The organism is Neobacillus sp. PS3-12 (assembly GCF_030915385.1).
In the GTDB taxonomy this organism is placed as follows: domain Bacteria; phylum Bacillota; class Bacilli; order Bacillales; family Cytobacillaceae; genus JAEVLT01.
In genome coordinates this window covers 4,423,677-4,441,931 of the sequence record NZ_CP133268.1, presented here as the reverse complement: position 1 = coordinate 4,441,931, position 18,255 = coordinate 4,423,677, and the positions used below count along the sequence as shown (strand labels likewise).

Below are 18,255 nucleotides of genomic sequence, written 5' to 3'. Positions count from 1 at the left end.
GAATTGCACCCTTTACTTCAATAAGAAAGAGCTACTAACACTGCAACTCCCTGTTCCGTTTAAGCTGCCCGTTCGTTATCTCCTACTGCTTTTTAAATCGACTATTATACCAACCAACAGAATGACTATACCAACCAGCATAATAAGTAATGGAATCGCTTGTACAAACAAAAAACCATCCCAGAAAAGAGAACTATCGCCTGAGTCGGTTGCCATTATACCAATAAACAAAGAAAGAGGTAACACCAACAAATTAATTCCCAAAGAAATAAAGAAAAAGAACTTCTTTCTATTCTTCTGTTCTTTTCCAGCTTTGTAAAAGCAAAATAGTGCAACACCAATAATTAATGCCAGTATCCCATAATTAATTAATCCTTCCCGCATATTGAGATTCCTCCATGTAATGTAACTCTAAAAGATAATTCTATATAAATACTCTTTTTTTGTAATTTGGGGAATTTGCCCTTTTTATATTTATGAAACAATAAATAATTCGCCTAATAATAAATTTATCCCTTCTTCCACTGAACTGAACCGTTAGTTTAAGTTCGCCCTTTCACAATCTCACCTGCATTTTAACATAAATATCCAGTCTTCTTTAAAGTAAGTTATTCAATTAAATGGCCCATAACATAAAGAAAGAGCGCAATTCTTACTACAGAATTGCGCCCGATTGCTGAATATTGGGAAATGCGAAAGATCCCAAAAATGGCTCCGCAGGTATTTTAGTTAAAGAATATTTGTGTTCATGTTTTTACTATGTAATGTAATTCAACAAATTGATTAAAGGTTCTTGTACCTTTTAGAGAAAGGTCCAGCTGATAATCACCAACTTTAAATAAAGGAATTCCCTCTCCGATGATAGTTGGTGCAATTGTCAAAATCAGTTCATCGACTAATTTTTCTTTAAAAAACGTATGCAGTAAGTCTCCACCACCAACTATCCAAATATTTTTTCCTTCTTCTTTTTTTAAGTTTTTAGTAAAGTTAACAACGTCTTGATTTACAAATTTAACATCGTTTGTATCTTCTAAAAGTGACCTAGAAAAAACGTAACAATCTTTATCTTGATATGGGAATTGACCTTTTTCATATCTCATAATCCAATCATATGTTCTTTTACCAATTAAAATTGTGTCTATCGTTTCAAAAAATTCCGAATAGCCATTATCCCCTTCACCCTCAACTTTAAATAACCAATCTAAAGAGTCTTCTTTTGTTGCGATATAACCATCCAAGCTTTGAGCAATAAACAATACGATCTTCCGTTGGTTCTTCATAATACGCCCCCTAATTTAAACTCTTTATAAGAATATACGTTCTCTAGTATTTTAGTAAAGATGTACTTTCATTGAACCATCTATAGTCGTTACTTTAAGTTACAAATCTTTACAATCTCCACTATATAATTTAACACAATCTATCCATTTTTCTTAATAGTGAGTTACTCAACTAAATGGACCTAAAATGAAAATAAGCGCTCATCCTTGCTGCATGATAGCGCCCGATTATGGAATAACAAATTGTAGCTTTTGTCCTTACATCACTTAAATTTTGTTCAACTAATGTCCCCATTACTTTCAGTACATTTCTTCACAATCTACTTAGTTAGTCTAATTAATAAAAGGCGACCCCGTTTTTATAAGTGAAAGAGTTTAAAACTTTCTTTTATTTTTTGATTCAAGAAGATATTGAATCCCATACAATAAAAAAGCCTTTGAAATGAAGTTAAGGAAAAATTGGAAGTTAGTTAATCGAACCAATGTATAATACCTGAATTTTCTTGCAAAATTTGCAACTGGAAATGCAAAGATAACATTTATTATTGCATTGAGTAGAATGAATTTCTTGAAATTTCCGTATGCCCACTTTAGAGTCCACAAGGAGCTTACAAAAAACGGTCCAATACTAAAAGGAAATTCCCCAAATAAGTATGATTTCGGTTTATTATAGAAAACCCACCATTTTAGTTTTTTTCCAATTTGAATGCTGATACCATCAATAACTACAATTAGTATTGATGCGGGAAGAAATCTTTTTATGTTACGTGACCCTAATAAGGGTATCGTCAACCATGTTATTAAGACCATAGCAACATTAACTAATCTTTGAATTCTTATTGTCATAGCTTCATCTTCCTTTTCTCAAAGCCCTATTTCCCCTGTCTTGTTAAAATATCCAATAAATCACATCTATATGTGTAGCATTCCTAAGCAAAACTGAACTATAGTTGAATAAACAACTGGCTGCCAATGCCCTCCAAAACTTCAACTCTTGCTTCCAATAAAGTAGACGCCTTTATGTTCAAAAAAGGCGCCCTAAAATGAATAAAAGCGCATCCTTGTTCAAGGATAGCGCCCGATTGTATAACAATTTTCTTCTCAATCCTCAATTACAAAAAATCCTTATTTTTGTTTTCCCTACTATCGATTCTGATTTCCTCACTTCAGAAATACGTGGAATCAATTGATTTCTCCTCATAAAATGAGATTAATTTTACTTTACTTACTTTCATTAATATTTGAGACATTAATAGAAAACTCCTCAAAACTCAATTGCCCTAAGGCAAACTTCCTCTGCCATCATTTGCCATCTACCGTTTCGCAACATTTTTATGTGCTCATTATAAATCGGCGGTACATCCTCAATAAATCCTCTGCCTGCCATATTTGATTGTCCGATTAATAATATAGATTTCATAGAAAAACCTTCTTTCTTTGTTTGCCATGGTCTAATTAGACTAAATAGAATCAAGAGTATAGCTTCATTAGCCTTTTTTCGTCAAGTCGATATTGTCTTTATTCAACTAAATGGCCCATTACTTTTTTTACCTCTTTTAAAATAGTTCGTTCCACTAATAAATGATAAATATAAATAACGATTACTGTTACAACTGACAATATGTAAAATTGTTTTGGTCGCATTTTCTTGAATTCGAATACTCCAACTTTAGCGAAAATTTTGCGATAGGAAATGCGAGAAGATATTCTAGTTCAGCATTTAATGTTAAGTACTTTATAAAGCTACCGTAAGTTAATTTAAATATCCAAATAGTTGTTATAAAAAATAAACCTAAAAGGTAAGAGAAATCTAAAAGTGACAATTTTAGCCACTCTCTACAAAAGGACTTTAAATTGTTTATTCAAATGTAATTAGGAGAAATCGTGATTATGTGATACACTTTGTTTACCATTTAATTTACTGTTTACATGTGCCCTACTCATTTATGAGTGGGGTTCCTTGTTTATAAGATAAATAAAAAACAGACCCTATAAAGAGCCTGCATGAGTTTGGTTTTATTATTAAGCTTTACGCACGTTAGCTGCTTGAGCTCCACGTTGACCTTGCTCAACATCGAAAGTCACAGCTTGACCTTCTTGTGAAAAACCGTAATATTCCGTCGTTAGCAACGTACTTTCCGAATTGTTCCCAACAAATTCTTTAAAATTACTATAGCTTTCATGAATTTCCTTGCCTTTAATTATTCTTTGCCCCATCCTGAATCCAGTTTTTAAAGGTTTGTATCAGATCCTTATTCAAAGGCTTTTGTCCAAACGGCATCTGCGGTTGAACTTTACCAGTAAGATGCTCGTATAGTAGACTCTTATCAGGATTTCCAGGAGTTACTTCCTTTGAAATTCCGGAATAGCTAGTGAATTGAGAGTGACATTGGCTGCAAGAATTCTGAACAACAGGCAGAATGTCTTTTTGATAACTTGGATGGGCAATTACGCCAGTCGAGGCTAAAGCCTTAGGTACTGAACTCATTCCTTGATAGGTTAGTATGCCTAACCCAATGACTATTACTGCTGCCATACCAAGTGCAATGGGCCTTTTCTTAGGATTTCGACTTGGATTGCGGTCAATCCACGGCAAGAATAATAGGACAAGAATCCCTACTAAAGGCAGCCCGACCATCGCTAAGACATCCAATTTGCCAGGGAAGTACTTCAGAAGTTGATACACACCGAAGAAATACCAGGCTGGCTCAGGTGTATAATGGGCTTTGTTTAATGGGTCGGCTGGATCGCCCAAGTCCTTTGGAAAATAACCTGAAAGGACGAAAAGGGCAACTGCGATAATCAAGATAAAAAAAGACATCCGAAAAGCTACATTTGGCCAAAAAGGGAGTGACTTCTGGGTGATATCTTCTCCCCTCTGCTTAGCTTTTGCAAGTTCATCTGTAGAAGCCATACCTTGACGAAGAACAAAAAAGAAATGGGGCATAAAGCTTAATAAGATCATCACCGGGAGAACAAGCATATGTATGGAGTAGAACCGAGTCAGTGTCGCTCCCGTTACTTGTACGCCATCCCGCAACAGCCGTACAAGAAAATCCCCAATTCCTGGCACATAACTTGCCATTGCTGTTCCAACCGTCGTTGCCCAATATCCCTCTTGATCCCAAGGTAAAAGATAACCAGTAAAGGCTAGTCCGACAGTTCCCAGAAGCAGGATGACTCCTAAAACCCAGGTTAACTCACGAGGGCGTTTATAAGCGCCTTCATAGAAAACGCGTAGCAAGTGTAAAACAACTAACACAATCATGAAATTTGCTCCCCATGAATGCAAGGAACGAACATAATGCTCAGCAACCGATGATTGTATTAGCTTGACACTGCTGTAGGCTTCAGCAGCCGAAGGTTTGTAAACAGTTGCCAATAAAATTCCCGTTATCGCTTGGTTGATAAAAGCAAGTAAAGTGGCAAAGCCTAAATAATCTAAAAAATTACTTCGTTTAGGAACAGGGTGCTTAAACATAGAGTTTAGGAGTTCTTGAACTTTTAATCGTTCATCAAGCCACTTTTTCAAACCAGCATTCCTCCTACTCTTACAGAATCCCCTTGAACTTTAATCACTCGGCGGTGTAAAGGTTTTGGAGGTGGACCGGAGAGTACATTCCCTTTAAGATCATATGTTCCTCCGTGACATGGACACATGAATTTTTTCGCTGCATCTACGTAATTTACCGCACACTGCAGGTGTGTACAGTGAAAATCCAAAGCCAGCCAGCCTTCCTGGCCCATGTTGATTACGTAGACTCCTTCTTCGGAATTTCCTTGATAAGTAACTAATTTAGGGACGCCTTCCTCAAAATCAGACACTTTCCCCACTTCTTTCAGCGCCTCAGCATTGGCTGCTGGCGGTTCCATAAACTTAGCAGCTGTACCAATATAACCCAGTGCAATCGCAGTTCCTGCTGCACCTACACCAAGGGTTAAAAAACGTCGGCGCGACATTCCTGATTCTGTTTTCTCATCCATTGATTTCAACCTCTCGTCATTCTAGTTCGTTCTTAAGACCATATCAATCCTTCTACATTCGTTCAATTCAGAACAAGCAAAAAGGATGCTTCATATTCATATTTTTTGAAAATGGCTCTAACATTCTAAATAATCAATAAAATGAGGGATGGAGTATATAACTCCATCCGAAGCAAGTTGACATACAACTAATTAAAATTATTTAATGTGGATCATTCCAGCCATGTAGCCATCGTTAGCCATTGCCCAACCTTTGGCGGAGTCTGGTTTACTTTGATCGCCAGCTCCATCGCAAGGAACATTACAGAGCCAATGAAAATCACCGGCTTTGTCGGCATTAATCGTAAAGGTAGTTACTGAAGGAACTCCATCTTCTTTGGCTCCTGGGAATTGGACGTTTAAGTTAAGATCTTGGGACACCAAATCATGAGCACCGCTGTCATAATTATAGACTGTGACTTCCATTGGAACACCTTTTTTAACGTTAATATCGGCTGGTGAGAAGCTGTCATGGATTTTTCCATCAGTTCCTAATTTTAATCCATCTTTAATCGTCATAGAAAAGTTATCTTTAGCTGGCTGTTGGTCCAGTACATGAATTTTCCGGCCATGTAGCCATCGTTAGCCATTGCCCAGCCTTTGGCGGAGTTTGCACTCGTATCGCCAGCGCCATCACAAGTTACATCGCAGAGCCAATGAAAATCACCTGTTTTGTCAGCAGTAACAGTAAATGTAGTTACAGATGGATCTCCTTTCTTTTTGGACCCTGGAACTTTTACGTTGAGATTAAGATCTTTGGCAACAAAATCATGAGAACCATCATCATAGTTGTAAACAGTTACTTTAGTTGGTACTCCCTTAACTACAGTAAGATCAGATGGTGAATACGAATCATGCATTTTTCCATCGGAACCTTTTTTCAGGCCAGGTATAATGGTCATAGTTTGCTCAGCTTGAGCTTGAGCGGCTACTTTTGAAGTTTGAGTTGTTTTGGGTGCAGCCACTTTGGTAGTTGCCGTAGGAGTTGTTGAGCCACAAGCGGTTAGTCCAAACGTTGCTAACAGAACAACAGGTCCGATTAAAGCTAGTCTTTTTTTCATCATTAAAGCCTCCAAATTAATTAATGTTGTTTATTCATAAATCCTTTTCGCGCCTTTATTATTTCATCTTTTAATTAGCGCAGATAGAGAAGTAAATACTCTATTTAAAAGGACAAATGTCCCTAAAAAATGGTGTATTTGTCCTTTTAAAGCAGAAAAAACAAAAAACTGTCGAGTTTTTCTCGGCAGCTTAATGTTTCAATCTTTCAGGATGATGTTGTAAGGCATATGCAGCAGCCTCTGTACGGTTATGCAAATTCAATTTTTCAAGTATGAGACTAACATAGTTACGAATTGTCTTTTCACTTAAAATCATCGTTACAGCAATTTCACGATTTGTCCTTCCTTTTGCAATTAAGGAAAGGATTTGTTTTTCCTGAGAGGTAAGTTGGGATAATCCTTCTTTCTCCGCAGCATTTTTCCTAATATTTTTCAGAACTTTATCCGTTATAGAAGGATCTAGTGCACTTTTTCCAGCTGCAACAGTCTCAATTGTTTGAATTAAATGTTGTGAATCGATTTCTTTTAACACATATCCACTTGCCCCCGCCAGAATCGACTCGTAAACTTCATCTTCATCATCAAAAGAAGTTAACATGATTAAATTGGTGGAAGAAAGAAAATTTTTGATCTCTCTGCAAGCATCAATTCCGCTCTTACCCAGGCATCCGGATATCCATTAGGATAATATTCGGTTGTTTCTGTAAAGCCATTGAAATAGCTTGATCAGCGTTAGTTGCCTCCCCCACGATTTCAAAAACCGGATACATGGATAACAGCGCACGCAGTCCTAATCGAACGACTTCATGATCATCCACAAGCATGAGCTTAATTTGCCCTGTCATTCTCAGCACCCCTTATATTTTTTGTAGATCTTACTTGTAGAATCACGTTGCTTCCCTTGTTTTTTTCTGATCTTATTTTCAAACTCCCACCAATGATTTGGGAACGAATTTCCATATTTCGAAGTCCATGTTTAAATGGAATAAAATCTTTTTTTCTAAAAAATGCACTTTTTTCTTCCATTCCAATTCCATTGTCCTTAATTTCCGCAGTTAACAAATTTTCGTTTCCCGTAATGGATACAAATATCTTATTTGCTTTCGCGTGCCGTAAAGCATTGCTTAATGCCTCCTTGATGATATAAAAAATCTGGATGGTCACTGTTAATGGTGGTTCCTCCCGGAATAGTCATATTGCAATTGAATTTCCGTTTCTTTTCCGAAGTTCATTTCCCTAACCAATCGTTCAATTTCTTCTTTAAAACTAGGCTCCTTTTTTACCGGCATTTTTAATTCCTTGATGTACATTCGAATTTCACCAATTAAACCATTCAATTTTTTGGTCACTTCCTGAAGGGCATTGGACGTATTCGGTATACTATTCTCCCTTTCCACCAACAGCATATGCCGTACTCCTTCCAAGTGGAGCCCAATAGCATAGATTGATTGAATCATTCCATCATGGAGATCCCTGGCAATTCTATCCCTTTCTTCTGTAACCGCCTTACTTTTTTCTACCTGGCTAAAAAAAATCTGATATTCGATATCAAATACCTTTAATATTTTCATAATAAAAAAAGCCATAAAAACGCCGCTGAGTGCCCTGAAAAAATCAATGGGAATACCGGTAGTTCTAAAAAAGTAGGTAGAGCCAAGTAAAAAATCGGAATGTGCAGGGACTTGTGAAACAATAAATCCGTCGGCAAAGGTATAAATTACGGTGAATACCGATGCCAAAACAAGTGCCCGGGTCATTGCAGGCACATTAAATTCTTTAAACTGTTTCCGTTGGATGAACATAGCATATCCAGAAAGGAGCCCACCCGGAAATTCTAGCAGAAAACCTGCATAAGTATCGCTAAGCGCAAACCACCATTTCTGATTAGGGTCATGTACTAATACGGGATTAAGAAACAGAAAACTTCCTAACCAAATAAAGAAAAATAAGAAAGGAAGAAATAAAATTTTTTTTGAAAAGTTTCGATTTTGCTGTAATAAATGCGTTCCAAAAAAGAATAGAAAAAAAAAGGATAGTGCAGTTATGGTTTTTTGGAAAGATTGCAATATAAAAATTGCTGAATTATTCAAATATATTTTTTGCAAGGGGATAAAAATATCTCCCCAATCCGCAATTCCGTGTAAAACTCCAAAAAGGGCTAGATATCGCAAACTTTTTGCCATATAGAATCGGCTATGAACGTGATTTTTTAAAAAAATACCAATTCCCATAAGAAAAAAGATCAATGGATAGATAAACGAGAGTACTATTTGATTAGTGTTAAAAAATTGGAAAAGTATCGCCATTTTGCATCATCCTGTCTGAATCACGATTTAATTAAAGTTTACCAAGACACTTATGCCTTATCACCATAAACACAGTAAAATTCGGTAAAAGTTCACATGTTTAGCGATACCTCAAACCTGCATAAAATATGATAATCTAATATCGGGATCCTAATACGAAGAGGTAATTCATATCGAGGAACGTATCATTTATGAATTGAATCCTTAACCGAAGTACCTTTCTTTTATTACATGAATTTGATTGCAAACCCAAACTAATAAAGAAAGCATGAAAGCCATTGTAGACCTCGTACAGCGAGTTCAACAATGGCTTTCCAAACAATTTCAATTTCAATATTATTTCCGCTCTTTGTAAAAAAATGGATTCAAAAGTTTCCCCCTCATGAATATCCTTTTCTCCTTTATCAGCATCTTTAATCAGATCAACATATTCCTCAAGTTTAACACCATACTAACCAAGTTCAGTATAAAAAAGCTTTTCGAACTCGGAGAGGTTCGCTTCTTTATTCTGACAAACTGAATTTATCTTAAAGTATTGACATACTATATTGATATATGTTTGATTTATCTCAAATTAAGGATATATTAATCAAGAGTATTACCCTTTCATCGCTTTATCAATACGGACAATTCACCCTCAAAAACCTTTTCCTCTTTATCATTAAATGTACATAATAATACAGTAAGAATACCTGTTTCATGTTTAGTTGCTTTCTTATCAATAACTTCAACAATGAGATGCAATTCATCTTCAGGATACACAGGCCTTATAAATTTAATATTATTCATACGTGTTCCAGCAATGACATCATCACCATAATAACCTTCTTCAACCCAAACCTTAAAAGAGATAGCTAGCGTATGTATACCAGAAGCAATAATTCCATTAAATCTTCCCTTGTTTGCTCTTTCCTCATCCAAATGCATATATTGAGGGTCAAATTCACCTGCAAACCTCATAATATTCTCTTTTGTTAATTTTAATGATTTAGTTTGGAACACTTGTCCAATTGTAAACTTATCTAACTTCATTCTTACACCTCTAAGTCGTCGTTGTTGTACTTGATTATTTTAGCACCATGTACTCAATAATTAAAAAAAAATCGTCACAATCTTCTTTTGCTAACGATCCTTTAGTTAAAGCGAAAACCATACAATCTTCTTTCTTTACCGATTTTCTTTAAAGGTGTTATTCAAGAATATGCCCCTAAAATGGAAAACGGGTGCTTATCCTTGTTCATGGATAGCGCCCGATTGCTAAATATCGTTATTGAAGTACATCTCCTTATCTGGATAACTTGTATGGCTTCTTGCCCATCATGTACTTTAATGACATTATATCCTTCTTTTTCTAGATGGATCGCATCAGCAATCTCCTCCTCATCATCAGCAATTAAAATCGATATACATTTCATCTATTCCACTTCTATATCAAGTTACATTCAGTGTATTTTTTATTTATCATCAAAGCTTACAAAGCTGCCAACCATAAAATATTTGATGTTTTTGGTGGGTATACTTTATCAGCAGAATCTAAACTAACATGGTAAAATTTAATGCTTGTATTTTATTTTCTATTATTTCTTTTATTTATTCAAGAATGGTCCAAGCATGAAATAGGTGCGATTATCTTTTGATAATCGCGCCTTTTTAGCAATTAAGTATTCCAGCATTCAGAGAAGACAAGTTTTTTCCTGATAAGTGATCCACAACGTTTCCAATTCATAAATTACCAAGTTGAATTCAGATATATATATTTTTGGGTAATTATACCACCCTCCAGTATGGCAATGACGGAATATGTCGATATTTGTTGAAATTTTTTTTGATAATTTCCATATTTTTGGAAAATATATTACTGAAGAATTATTTTGGACGATTGATAAATGCAAGAAGTACATAAAGTAGAATTAAAATCCTCAGAAGTTTCACAACTTTGGAGCCAATATAATCAAAATGGATGGATAGATATCCTCCGATTGCAGTAGAAAGAAAAGAATTAGCAAAGGAATTTAGGAAATGTAAAATGGATATCTTAAAACAAAATAAAGTGGAAAAATTACTTTGGAGTATTGCATTTCCGGGATTTGGTCAAATACTGAATGGAAAACTGATTAAAGGAATTCTGTTTATAATATTAGAATTTTTTATTAACGGAAAATCAAATTTTAACAAGATCATCCTTTTAAGTTTCCAAGGAAACATTAAAAAATCAATTGAACAAGCAGATTATCAATGGTTGATGTTTTATCCTTGTTTATATTTTTTTGCAATGTGGGATGCATGGAAAGATGCTGGAGGAGAAAAGGATCGATACTCCTTTTTACCGTTTGTATTTGCAGCTTATTTTGTTACTGTTGGATGTATTTTTTCCTCCAATTTTCAGATATTCGGAGTATTATTCGGCCCTGTTTGGCTTCCAATGATTTGTGTAATTCCTGGTTTAGCAATCGGTATTTTACTATCTAGTTTTTTTGAAATACATCTTAAAAGTCTAAAAAGATAATCAAGTTCCCCTTACAAATTGAACCCCCTTCTTAATGAAAGAAAAAAGCAGTACATAGAAAGGTTGCTTTTTCTTTTGGAACTTGCATTTTCTTATTGAACTAAACTGATCACCATATATACAGTATCAGCAACAAAATATTGATATGATGCACCTTTTATCATCATTTATATGTAAACGTAGAATGAGTGTTTAAGGACTTGACTTGGAGCCTCTGTGGGTACGATTTGTCTTGAAAGGCTGAAGCAGTTGTTTCATCAGGCAAAAGAGCCTATCATACCCACCTCTCCAAGTAAAGTCCTATCGTTGTTTACGTTGAAAACTATAATTACTTACTGAAGATAACAAGTAAACAAAGATAGAAAAGAGCTGTTTTTGTTTCGTTATTTACGATGATTACGGTCAAAAATCATACTCTATATATCTGGGGGCGTTACTTCAATAAGAAAAATGCGTTTCCGCTTATTGTAGAAACGCCCCCGTTCGTTCAACAAGAAACTGCTCAATTATCAACTGAAAGGTTTAAGTCCAAGGAAACGCATAACTATTTCTGAGTCAGTAAAAAATACGGAAGAGGTGAGAACAAATGGAAAATGAGAATTTAAAACTTACGTCTTCCGAAATTGGAACACTATGGGGAGAGTATATAAACGGAACGATGATCGAGATAGTAAATAAATATATGATTTCTATTTTGGAAGACGAAGAGGTGAAAAATGTTTTTGAAATTGCCATTGAGACATGGGAAAAGCAAAAGAAGCAGCTTGTTTCCTTCATGGAGAAAGATGGTTTTCCAGTTCCGAATGGATTTACTGAGTCCGATCTTAATAAGGGTGCAAAGAGATTGTTTTCTGACACATTCTGCTTAAATTATTTACATATAATGACGATACATGGTTTGTTAGGTCATACCACTGCTTTAAGTGTTTCTGTTAGAAAGGACCTACGTGAATTTTACAATTCATGTGATAATGATGCAAAAAAGATGTACGATTTAACCATTGAGTTATTGCTTAAAAATGGAAAGTTCCAACGAGATCCCTATTTCTATCCTAAAGAGAACCCTGAATATATTTCCACCAAAGATTTTACTGATGGATTCTTCGGAAAAGGGAGACTTTTATCTGCTACAGAAATAATCAGTATTTCTCTTAATATTAAAAAAAGCATTATGGCAAAAACTCTTTCAATCGGGTTCAGTCAAGTCGCTGAATCGGAAGAAATAAGAACATTTTTTGAGGAAATAGGAAAAAAGGCAGATGAAAACATACAAGCCCTTGCAAGTATTTTACACAAGGATAATTTGCCCGTTCCAATGTCGTGGGAATCAGAGGTTACAACGTCACAGGACTCTCCTTTTTCAGATAAATTAATGTTGTATCATATGGGTTTCTTGGGTCAAACTGCACAAGTATATTACGGTACAGGTCTAGCAGGAGCCATGAGAACAGACCTAGCTGTCGTTTATGAAAAGACAATTCTAAAAACATTAAAATTGACAAAAAATTGGTTCGATATTATGGTAGAAAACAAATGGTTAGAACAGCCACCACTTGCTCCCAATAGAAAAGAACTTGCACAAGATAAATAAGATATACCCCTCATTAGTGAGGGGTATACTTTTAATTAACTTTTTAATTTAAGGGATAATTTCAACATAAAGTAGTTATTTCCTTCTTAAGCTAATCTGCACCGTTACTTTAAGCGAAATGTTTCACAATATTTTCTCTTATACAAACACGAATCGTTTTTATGTTCTTTTCCTTTCGCCTCTATTTGCACGGGTGAAATGAACAAAGCAGCATAAGACATACATATTAGCGTAAACTTGGTAATCGCCTTTTTATAATTTATTCTCATTTTTCTTCTTTTATTTTGGATATTTCACCTGATTACATTCCTTGTAACAACAAGAATAAAAAGAGGGGCAGGGCACAAACTATGCTAAAAGGAGAGTGTATATCATGGATGAAAAGGACTTAAAACAGAACGCTAGTAATACTTTACGTACGAATAAAATGAAACCTTCAGATATAATCGCAAGTATTGATGAGATGAAAAAAGAGCATGAACCAGAGTATGTCTTTTTATATTGGGATGAGTTGAGATAAGAATCCTATAGAAGAGAAAATGAAATGAATATTGGATAGGATTATACCAAAATAAAACAATTCCCCTTAAAGAGAATTGCTTTCAATCTGCCAAAATTGGCAGCAGGATATTCAAGTAATGCACCCTTTACTTCAATAAGAAAGAGCTGCTAACACTGCAACTCCCTGTTCCGTTTAAGCTGCCCGTTCGTTATCTCCTACTGCTTTTTAAATCTACCAACCAACAGAATGACTATACTAACCAACAGAATAAGTAATGGAATCACTTGTACAAACAAAAAACCACTCCAGAAAAGAGACTCATCGCCTGAGTCGGTTGCCATTCCACCAATAAAAAAAGAAAGAGGTAACACCAACAAATTAATCCCCAAAGAATTAGAGAAAAGAACTGCTTTTTATTCTTCTGTTTTTTTCCAGCTTTGTAAAAGCAAAATAATGCACTACCAATAATTAATGCCAGTATCCCGTAACTAATTAATCCTTCCAACATATTGAGATTCCTCCTTGTAATGTAACTCTAAAAAGATAATTCTATATAAATACTCTTTTTTGGTAATTTGGGGTAATTTGCCCTATTTATATTTATGAAACAATAAATAATGCGCCTAATAATAAATTTATCCTTTCTTCCACCAAACTGTATCTTTAGTTTAATAAAAAATGCCAACCTATAGAAAAGGTTGACTCAAGTATAATCATTTCAAAACCTTCACTCCGACTACACTATCGTATGCCACCCGCTCGAATTCTCCAGGCTTCACCTCAATCCGAAGTTCATGAGTTATCGGATCAATGTAATGAACACGACCAGTAATGTCGTGATTAAAGCCTTCATCCCATACGGTTAGTTTCACTGCCTTATTATATTCTGTGGCATAAGCTATCCGCAGGTCGAACTCTTCCGTCTGATTTTCGTCTAATAACGGCTTAGGAGTCCAAGCCTGATCCTTGAACATTTCACTGGTCATTTCGAATACTAGCGGTATAAAAGAGGCAGACTGCCATTTCATTTTACCACGGTCATGTATTGTCATAGTGAATCATCTCCCTTTATACCATTATATACGAACTAACGTTCTGTATGTATAGAAATTTAAAGACCTACTATTCAGCGGTCTTTAGATTTCTTCTTTAATTAATGCCCCTTTTAGTACAACAAGAAATATATTGAAGTTATCAAATGGCTCATAAAAGGTTCCAATTTGGGTCTTTAATATCTTCTTTATTTGGCTTTCTAACGAACTTAATGCTACCTTCGTCACAAGCCAAACTTAATAAAATTCTGCTGTGCTTATCTTAATGAAATATCATTTGCCCCTCCTTCGTAATCAGGGTCTCGAAATTGAACACCATCATCTTCCCAAAAGCAAATACTGCAAATATCATATGTGCTGGTGGTTCTTCATCTAATGTTTTATACCCACAGCAAGGACAAGTATATTTCACCATTACTCTCTCCTATACTCAAGAATTGCGCCCGATTGTTGAACAACCAGGTATATACTAAATTTGTGAAATGGTCACCTTAATCGTATCTAAATGAGGTTTTTCTATTATCATCTCATTTGGATTTATTGATTCAACCAATATGTTTGCAACTCTCCTATTTTCCATTCATGGGAAGCAGCTAGCGAGTAATCTGACTCCTTTTTCAATTTCTTCAATTGATAATCCACCAAATCCTAACATGATATAGGAATTAACTTCGGGGTTTGGATTAAGCCAAAACCTTGACGGGGAATAAACTTTAACACCCTTCTGGAGTCCATTTTCGATTAACTTGAAGGCTGTTACGCCTTTAAGTTTCAATAAGATATGTAAGCCTGACTTTTCCCCAACAATTTTTACCTGATTGCCCATATATTGTTCAATACTCCTTAACAGAGCCTGATGTTTTCTTTGATACATCTTACGCATTCTTCGAATATGCCTTTCGAATTCCCCGGATTGCATGAACAGGGCCATAGCCCTCTGAATAATAGGAGAGACAGATTGGTTATAAGCCGCAAACTTTCGTGAATATTGAACCATTAGAGAAGGTGGAAATACAATAAAACTTAACCGGGCTGAAGGAAGAAATGATTTAGAAAATGTACCTAAATAAATAACCCTTTCCTGTTCATCTAGAGATTTCAGCGAAGGAATTGGCTGTCCCCGATATCGAAACTCACCGTCATAATCATCCTCAATAATGTATCCACCAGTTTGATAAGCCCATTTTAGTAATCGCATTCTTTTCGAAATGGACAGAACCATACCAAATGGAAATTGGTGAGAAGGAGTTAAGTATACGGCTTTTGCCCTGCTCGTTTGAATATGCTCTACTGACAATCCTTCCTTCTCAAGAGGCACGGGATCAATATGGCATCCCTGGTCTTCTAAGACCGATCGAACTCCACTGTAACCCGGCTCTTCCATGGCCACGGTTTTTTCCCGGAGTGCTAAAAGATGGCAGATCAACGCCATGGAGGCCTGAGTTCCAGCCGTTATAAGAATCTGTTCTGGTGCAGAGCGTACACCTCTGGATTGCAGTAAATAGTTTGATATCTCTCGTCTCAGCGCAAATTCACCCTGTTTCTCACTATACTGAAACAACCAGCTGTTCTCTTGATCAACTGCATCTGACAGACATTTCTTCCACTGCTTTAGGGGGAATTTGTCAAGATCGACATTCCCATATTCAAAATCCACAAGGACCTCGCTTGATGGCTTACATTCCAACATAATAGGATGTTCCACCACAATCCGATGTAGTGGAGGCTTCTCAATCTCGGCTACCCATATTCCACTTTTGGGGACACTTTCGAGGTATCCCTCTGATTGTAGCTGCTGATATGCTGCCTCAACCGTATTCCGGCTGACCTTTAAATGAGTCGTAAGCTGGCGAATTGATGGCATCTTCTTTCCTGGCAAGAGCCTGCCTTCTTCAATTTCCTTCTTAATCCAATGATATAACTGACTGTATAAAGGTTCTGGCAACTCCTTGTGTAAAAACGGGGTAAGTTCCACTGTTAATCCTCCATCTGTCCCTATTGATTTTTTAAATTCTGTCACTTTTATCATGTGCAGAAATTTTCTAAAATGATTTTATCATTTATAAAGAAAGATGGGATGGAAAAATGCATAAGATCCGCCAAGAAAAATTAATATGTACAGATGATAATCGTATTGAACAGTTTTTAAACCACTCACGGACGGGTTACCTTGGATTAACGGATGGGGAGATTCCTTATGTTGTTCCTTTGAATTTTATATGGATGAATGAAGCTTTGTATTTTCATGGAGCTGCGCAAGGGAGAAAAATAGATTTGATTCATGCCAATTCCAACTGCTGTTTCACAGTATCAGAAGATTACGGAACCATGGTAAGTCCTATACCCGCCAAGACAGATACTGCTTACATGAGTGTGATGCTGTTTGGAGTACTAGAAACGGTAACTGATTTAAAAGAAGCTACCGCGGCAATGCAAGCCATACTGGACAAGTACGTGCCCGGCTGACTACGATGAAAGCCTTTCACAGTCCCATGTTGAGAAATATCGCTCCTCTCTAGGGAGTCATACAGTTGTTTTTAGACTTACTCCCAGCGTACGAACTGCAAAAGAAAATCAATTGGATCCGCAATTGTCTTTCTACCCAGGAAGGAAAATTGAGATAGATATCTAAAATTTTCCTTAATCTAGGTGTGATTTCCAAAAAGAAACGCCTTACAAATTCTAGTGGCAATGAAGCCGATAAGACTAAAGGGAGCATATCACTCAAAGCATTGTCTCCCTTTTTTTTCATCAAACACCTTATTTACTTAAGATTAGGTTCACCATACTTGATTTTAAACTTGCAAAAAATATTGCATATAATTACAATCCTTTCTTCCATAATCTGGCCCTAAAATGGAAAACGGGTGCTTATCCTTGTTCATGGATAGCACCCGATCGTAAAAGTGTGCTTTTCCGAATAGGCTATATTTAATAACTTTAAATAAAAAATACTCTGGATTTAACCTCATCCCAGAGTATTTTACATTATTAATATTTTTATTTAACTGCTTCTTTTAATTCTTTTCCTGGTTTAAAGGCTGGAACTTTAGAAGCAGCAATATCTATTTCTTCACCTGTTTGTGGATTACGCCCTTTTCGAGCTGAACGCTCACGTACTTCAAAGGTACCAAATCCAATTAATTGGATTTTTTCTTCTTTAGCAAGTGTTTTAGAAATCGTTTCAAATATCGCATCCACAGCATTTGCAGCATCTTGCTGTTTCAGTTCAGCTTGGGTTGATACAGCTTTCACTAATTCTGTTTTATTCATTTTAATACACCTCAATTTTATAAAACTATGTAGAATCTAAAATATAGCATATATTCTTATAAAGTAACAATAAAGTTGTATTAAAGCAATGATCTTCCTACAATCGTGTCCGTTAGCTGAATAAGAATTATTGGTGAAAATATGCATCACATTTTGTTATTAAGGTCTTTTTAAAATAAATCTTGGTGGAGGTCCGTAACTCTGTTCAGATTCAAAATAAGCAAGCTTTCCTGAAATACAAGAAATGATTGACGGCATTCCGTATCCAACAGCCTTTTCTAGTGCGGTTAATAAGGGCAGTTCTTTACCATCAATTTCTTCACAGTCCGATAATGAGTAACAAAACTCTCCAGCACCGTGATTTTTCAACATTTCAGCTATCTTTTCAAAGTTTGAATTAGGTTCGGGAATTTCAATCATAAACTCATTGCGAAGGGTGTCATAGTATTTGTGACGTAATCCTCTTAATGCGTCCCATCTTTTTTTCGGTGAAGATAATTCAAATAATACCCTTTGTTGAATCCTTTTGTTAAAGAAAGATTTAACAATGATTTCTTCAATTTCTTTATTCATTCCAACCCCCTCCTCAGCTAAATTTTACCATATACACCACCATTTTGACGGAGTTCTTGTTACACTAACCTGACCCGTTAGCTTAAGA

At 35.7% G+C, this 18,255-nt stretch carries 20 protein-coding genes and 5 pseudogenes; 4 read left to right on the top strand and 21 right to left on the bottom strand.

The window, feature by feature from the left end; genetic code table 11:
- Positions 1-75: 75 nt before the first annotated feature.
- From RCG17_RS22440 to RCG17_RS22370, 15 genes and pseudogenes are all read right to left on the bottom strand, one after another.
- Positions 76-384, bottom strand: coding sequence for a hypothetical protein (locus RCG17_RS22440; RefSeq protein WP_308172265.1), 309 nt, complete (start codon positions 382-384; stop codon positions 76-78).
- 362 nt (positions 385-746) lie between these two features.
- Entirely contained in the window at positions 747-1,280 is a 534-nt protein-coding gene (locus RCG17_RS22435; RefSeq protein WP_308172264.1) for a dihydrofolate reductase family protein, read from the bottom strand.
- A 375-nt stretch (positions 1,281-1,655) separates the two neighbouring features.
- A complete protein-coding gene (locus RCG17_RS22430) occupies positions 1,656-2,126 on the bottom strand; it encodes a hypothetical protein (RefSeq protein WP_308172263.1) in 471 nt (156 codons plus the stop codon).
- A gap of 442 nt (positions 2,127-2,568) precedes the next feature.
- Positions 2,569-2,700, bottom strand: a pseudogene (locus tag RCG17_RS22425) (sialate O-acetylesterase); the annotation flags it as partial.
- Between the two features lie 602 nt (positions 2,701-3,302).
- Positions 3,303-3,377: pseudogene (locus RCG17_RS22420) on the bottom strand (cold-shock protein); the annotation flags it as partial.
- A gap of 100 nt (positions 3,378-3,477) precedes the next feature.
- Positions 3,478-4,812, bottom strand: a complete 1,335-nt coding sequence (locus RCG17_RS22415; protein ID WP_308172262.1) for a cytochrome b — start codon at positions 4,810-4,812, stop codon at positions 3,478-3,480.
- The gene (locus RCG17_RS22410) at positions 4,809-5,264 is read right to left on the bottom strand and encodes a QcrA and Rieske domain-containing protein (protein ID WP_308172261.1); all 456 of its coding nucleotides are present in this window, start codon (positions 5,262-5,264) and stop codon (positions 4,809-4,811) included. The genes RCG17_RS22415 and RCG17_RS22410 overlap by 4 nt, the downstream gene beginning before the upstream one ends.
- A gap of 198 nt (positions 5,265-5,462) precedes the next feature.
- Positions 5,463-5,822: a cupredoxin domain-containing protein gene (locus RCG17_RS22405; protein WP_308172260.1), complete on the bottom strand. Its 360-nt coding sequence runs from the start codon at positions 5,820-5,822 to the stop codon at positions 5,463-5,465.
- The gene (locus RCG17_RS22400) at positions 5,819-6,367 is read right to left on the bottom strand and encodes a cupredoxin domain-containing protein (RefSeq protein WP_308172259.1); all 549 of its coding nucleotides are present in this window, start codon (positions 6,365-6,367) and stop codon (positions 5,819-5,821) included. The genes RCG17_RS22405 and RCG17_RS22400 overlap by 4 nt, the downstream gene beginning before the upstream one ends.
- Positions 6,368-6,554: 187 nt before the next feature.
- Complete coding sequence (locus RCG17_RS22395; protein ID WP_308175919.1) at positions 6,555-7,013, bottom strand: LuxR C-terminal-related transcriptional regulator; 459 nt, start codon at positions 7,011-7,013, stop codon at positions 6,555-6,557.
- Positions 7,014-7,020: 7 nt separating this feature from the next.
- Positions 7,021-7,209 carry a response regulator gene (locus tag RCG17_RS22390; protein ID WP_308172258.1) on the bottom strand — a complete coding sequence of 63 codons (189 nt, stop codon included), beginning with the start codon at positions 7,207-7,209 and terminating at the stop codon, positions 7,021-7,023.
- Entirely contained in the window at positions 7,193-7,528 is a 336-nt protein-coding gene (locus RCG17_RS22385; protein ID WP_308172257.1) for a sensor histidine kinase, read from the bottom strand. The genes RCG17_RS22390 and RCG17_RS22385 overlap by 17 nt, the downstream gene beginning before the upstream one ends.
- Before the next feature lie 2 nt (positions 7,529-7,530).
- Entirely contained in the window at positions 7,531-8,670 is a 1,140-nt protein-coding gene (locus RCG17_RS22380) for a sensor histidine kinase (protein ID WP_308172256.1), read from the bottom strand.
- 606 nt (positions 8,671-9,276) lie between these two features.
- The gene (locus RCG17_RS22375) at positions 9,277-9,702 is read right to left on the bottom strand and encodes a MaoC family dehydratase (protein ID WP_308172255.1); all 426 of its coding nucleotides are present in this window, start codon (positions 9,700-9,702) and stop codon (positions 9,277-9,279) included.
- 257 nt (positions 9,703-9,959) lie between these two features.
- Positions 9,960-10,085, bottom strand: a pseudogene (locus tag RCG17_RS22370) (DNA-binding response regulator); the annotation flags it as partial.
- Positions 10,086-10,696: 611 nt separating this feature from the next.
- Between RCG17_RS22370 and RCG17_RS22365 the strand changes: the two are divergent.
- The 3 genes from RCG17_RS22365 to RCG17_RS22355 all read left to right on the top strand — a co-directional run bounded on the left by RCG17_RS22365 (position 10,697) and on the right by RCG17_RS22355 (position 13,287).
- Positions 10,697-11,176: a hypothetical protein gene (locus RCG17_RS22365; RefSeq protein WP_308172254.1), complete on the top strand. Its 480-nt coding sequence runs from the start codon at positions 10,697-10,699 to the stop codon at positions 11,174-11,176.
- 586 nt (positions 11,177-11,762) lie between these two features.
- Positions 11,763-12,767: a DUF3231 family protein gene (locus RCG17_RS22360; protein WP_308172253.1), complete on the top strand. Its 1,005-nt coding sequence runs from the start codon at positions 11,763-11,765 to the stop codon at positions 12,765-12,767.
- A gap of 373 nt (positions 12,768-13,140) precedes the next feature.
- Positions 13,141-13,287, top strand: coding sequence for a hypothetical protein (locus RCG17_RS22355; protein ID WP_308172252.1), 147 nt, complete (start codon positions 13,141-13,143; stop codon positions 13,285-13,287).
- Between the two features lie 262 nt (positions 13,288-13,549).
- Here the strand turns inward: RCG17_RS22355 and RCG17_RS22350 are convergent, their stop codons facing one another.
- The 4 genes and pseudogenes from RCG17_RS22350 to RCG17_RS22335 form a co-directional block, all read right to left on the bottom strand.
- Positions 13,550-13,777 (bottom strand): hypothetical protein, encoded by a 228-nt coding sequence (locus RCG17_RS22350; protein WP_308172251.1) that lies wholly within the window; start codon positions 13,775-13,777, stop codon positions 13,550-13,552.
- 205 nt (positions 13,778-13,982) lie between these two features.
- The gene (locus RCG17_RS22345) at positions 13,983-14,321 is read right to left on the bottom strand and encodes a YolD-like family protein (protein WP_308172250.1); all 339 of its coding nucleotides are present in this window, start codon (positions 14,319-14,321) and stop codon (positions 13,983-13,985) included.
- Between the two features lie 151 nt (positions 14,322-14,472).
- A pseudogene (locus tag RCG17_RS22340) lies at positions 14,473-14,733 on the bottom strand (CPCC family cysteine-rich protein).
- Positions 14,734-14,901: 168 nt separating this feature from the next.
- Positions 14,902-16,296: a MocR-like pyridoxine biosynthesis transcription factor PdxR gene (locus RCG17_RS22335; RefSeq protein WP_308172249.1), complete on the bottom strand. Its 1,395-nt coding sequence runs from the start codon at positions 16,294-16,296 to the stop codon at positions 14,902-14,904.
- A gap of 110 nt (positions 16,297-16,406) precedes the next feature.
- Between RCG17_RS22335 and RCG17_RS22330 the strand changes: the two are divergent.
- Positions 16,407-16,953: pseudogene (locus RCG17_RS22330) on the top strand (pyridoxamine 5'-phosphate oxidase family protein).
- Between the two features lie 368 nt (positions 16,954-17,321).
- Here the strand turns inward: RCG17_RS22330 and RCG17_RS22325 are convergent.
- Both RCG17_RS22325 and RCG17_RS22320 read right to left on the bottom strand, forming a co-directional pair.
- Positions 17,322-17,594: an HU family DNA-binding protein gene (locus tag RCG17_RS22325; RefSeq protein WP_308172248.1), complete on the bottom strand. Its 273-nt coding sequence runs from the start codon at positions 17,592-17,594 to the stop codon at positions 17,322-17,324.
- A 159-nt stretch (positions 17,595-17,753) separates the two neighbouring features.
- Positions 17,754-18,167, bottom strand: a complete 414-nt coding sequence (locus tag RCG17_RS22320) for a hypothetical protein (RefSeq protein ID WP_308172247.1) — start codon at positions 18,165-18,167, stop codon at positions 17,754-17,756.
- Positions 18,168-18,255: the final 88 nt, after the last annotated feature.

Coding starts and splice junctions, on each gene's coding strand:
- RCG17_RS22440 (WP_308172265.1), bottom strand. CDS start 384: ATGCGGGAAGGATTAATTAATTATGGGATACTGGCATTAATTATTGGT.
- RCG17_RS22435 (WP_308172264.1), bottom strand. CDS start 1,280: ATGAAGAACCAACGGAAGATCGTATTGTTTATTGCTCAAAGCTTGGAT.
- RCG17_RS22430 (WP_308172263.1), bottom strand. CDS start 2,126: ATGACAATAAGAATTCAAAGATTAGTTAATGTTGCTATGGTCTTAATA.
- RCG17_RS22410 (WP_308172261.1), bottom strand. CDS start 5,264: ATGGATGAGAAAACAGAATCAGGAATGTCGCGCCGACGTTTTTTAACC.
- RCG17_RS22405 (WP_308172260.1), bottom strand. CDS start 5,822: ATGACGATTAAAGATGGATTAAAATTAGGAACTGATGGAAAAATCCAT.
- RCG17_RS22400 (WP_308172259.1), bottom strand. CDS start 6,367: ATGATGAAAAAAAGACTAGCTTTAATCGGACCTGTTGTTCTGTTAGCA.
- RCG17_RS22390 (WP_308172258.1), bottom strand. CDS start 7,209: ATGACAGGGCAAATTAAGCTCATGCTTGTGGATGATCATGAAGTCGTT.
- RCG17_RS22380 (WP_308172256.1), bottom strand. CDS start 8,670: ATGGCGATACTTTTCCAATTTTTTAACACTAATCAAATAGTACTCTCG.
- RCG17_RS22375 (WP_308172255.1), bottom strand. CDS start 9,702: ATGAAGTTAGATAAGTTTACAATTGGACAAGTGTTCCAAACTAAATCA.
- RCG17_RS22365 (WP_308172254.1), top strand. CDS start 10,697: ATGGATATCTTAAAACAAAATAAAGTGGAAAAATTACTTTGGAGTATT.
- RCG17_RS22360 (WP_308172253.1), top strand. CDS start 11,763: ATGGAAAATGAGAATTTAAAACTTACGTCTTCCGAAATTGGAACACTA.
- RCG17_RS22355 (WP_308172252.1), top strand. CDS start 13,141: ATGGATGAAAAGGACTTAAAACAGAACGCTAGTAATACTTTACGTACG.
- RCG17_RS22350 (WP_308172251.1), bottom strand. CDS start 13,777: ATGTTGGAAGGATTAATTAGTTACGGGATACTGGCATTAATTATTGGT.
- RCG17_RS22345 (WP_308172250.1), bottom strand. CDS start 14,321: ATGACAATACATGACCGTGGTAAAATGAAATGGCAGTCTGCCTCTTTT.
- RCG17_RS22325 (WP_308172248.1), bottom strand. CDS start 17,594: ATGAATAAAACAGAATTAGTGAAAGCTGTATCAACCCAAGCTGAACTG.
- RCG17_RS22320 (WP_308172247.1), bottom strand. CDS start 18,167: ATGAATAAAGAAATTGAAGAAATCATTGTTAAATCTTTCTTTAACAAA.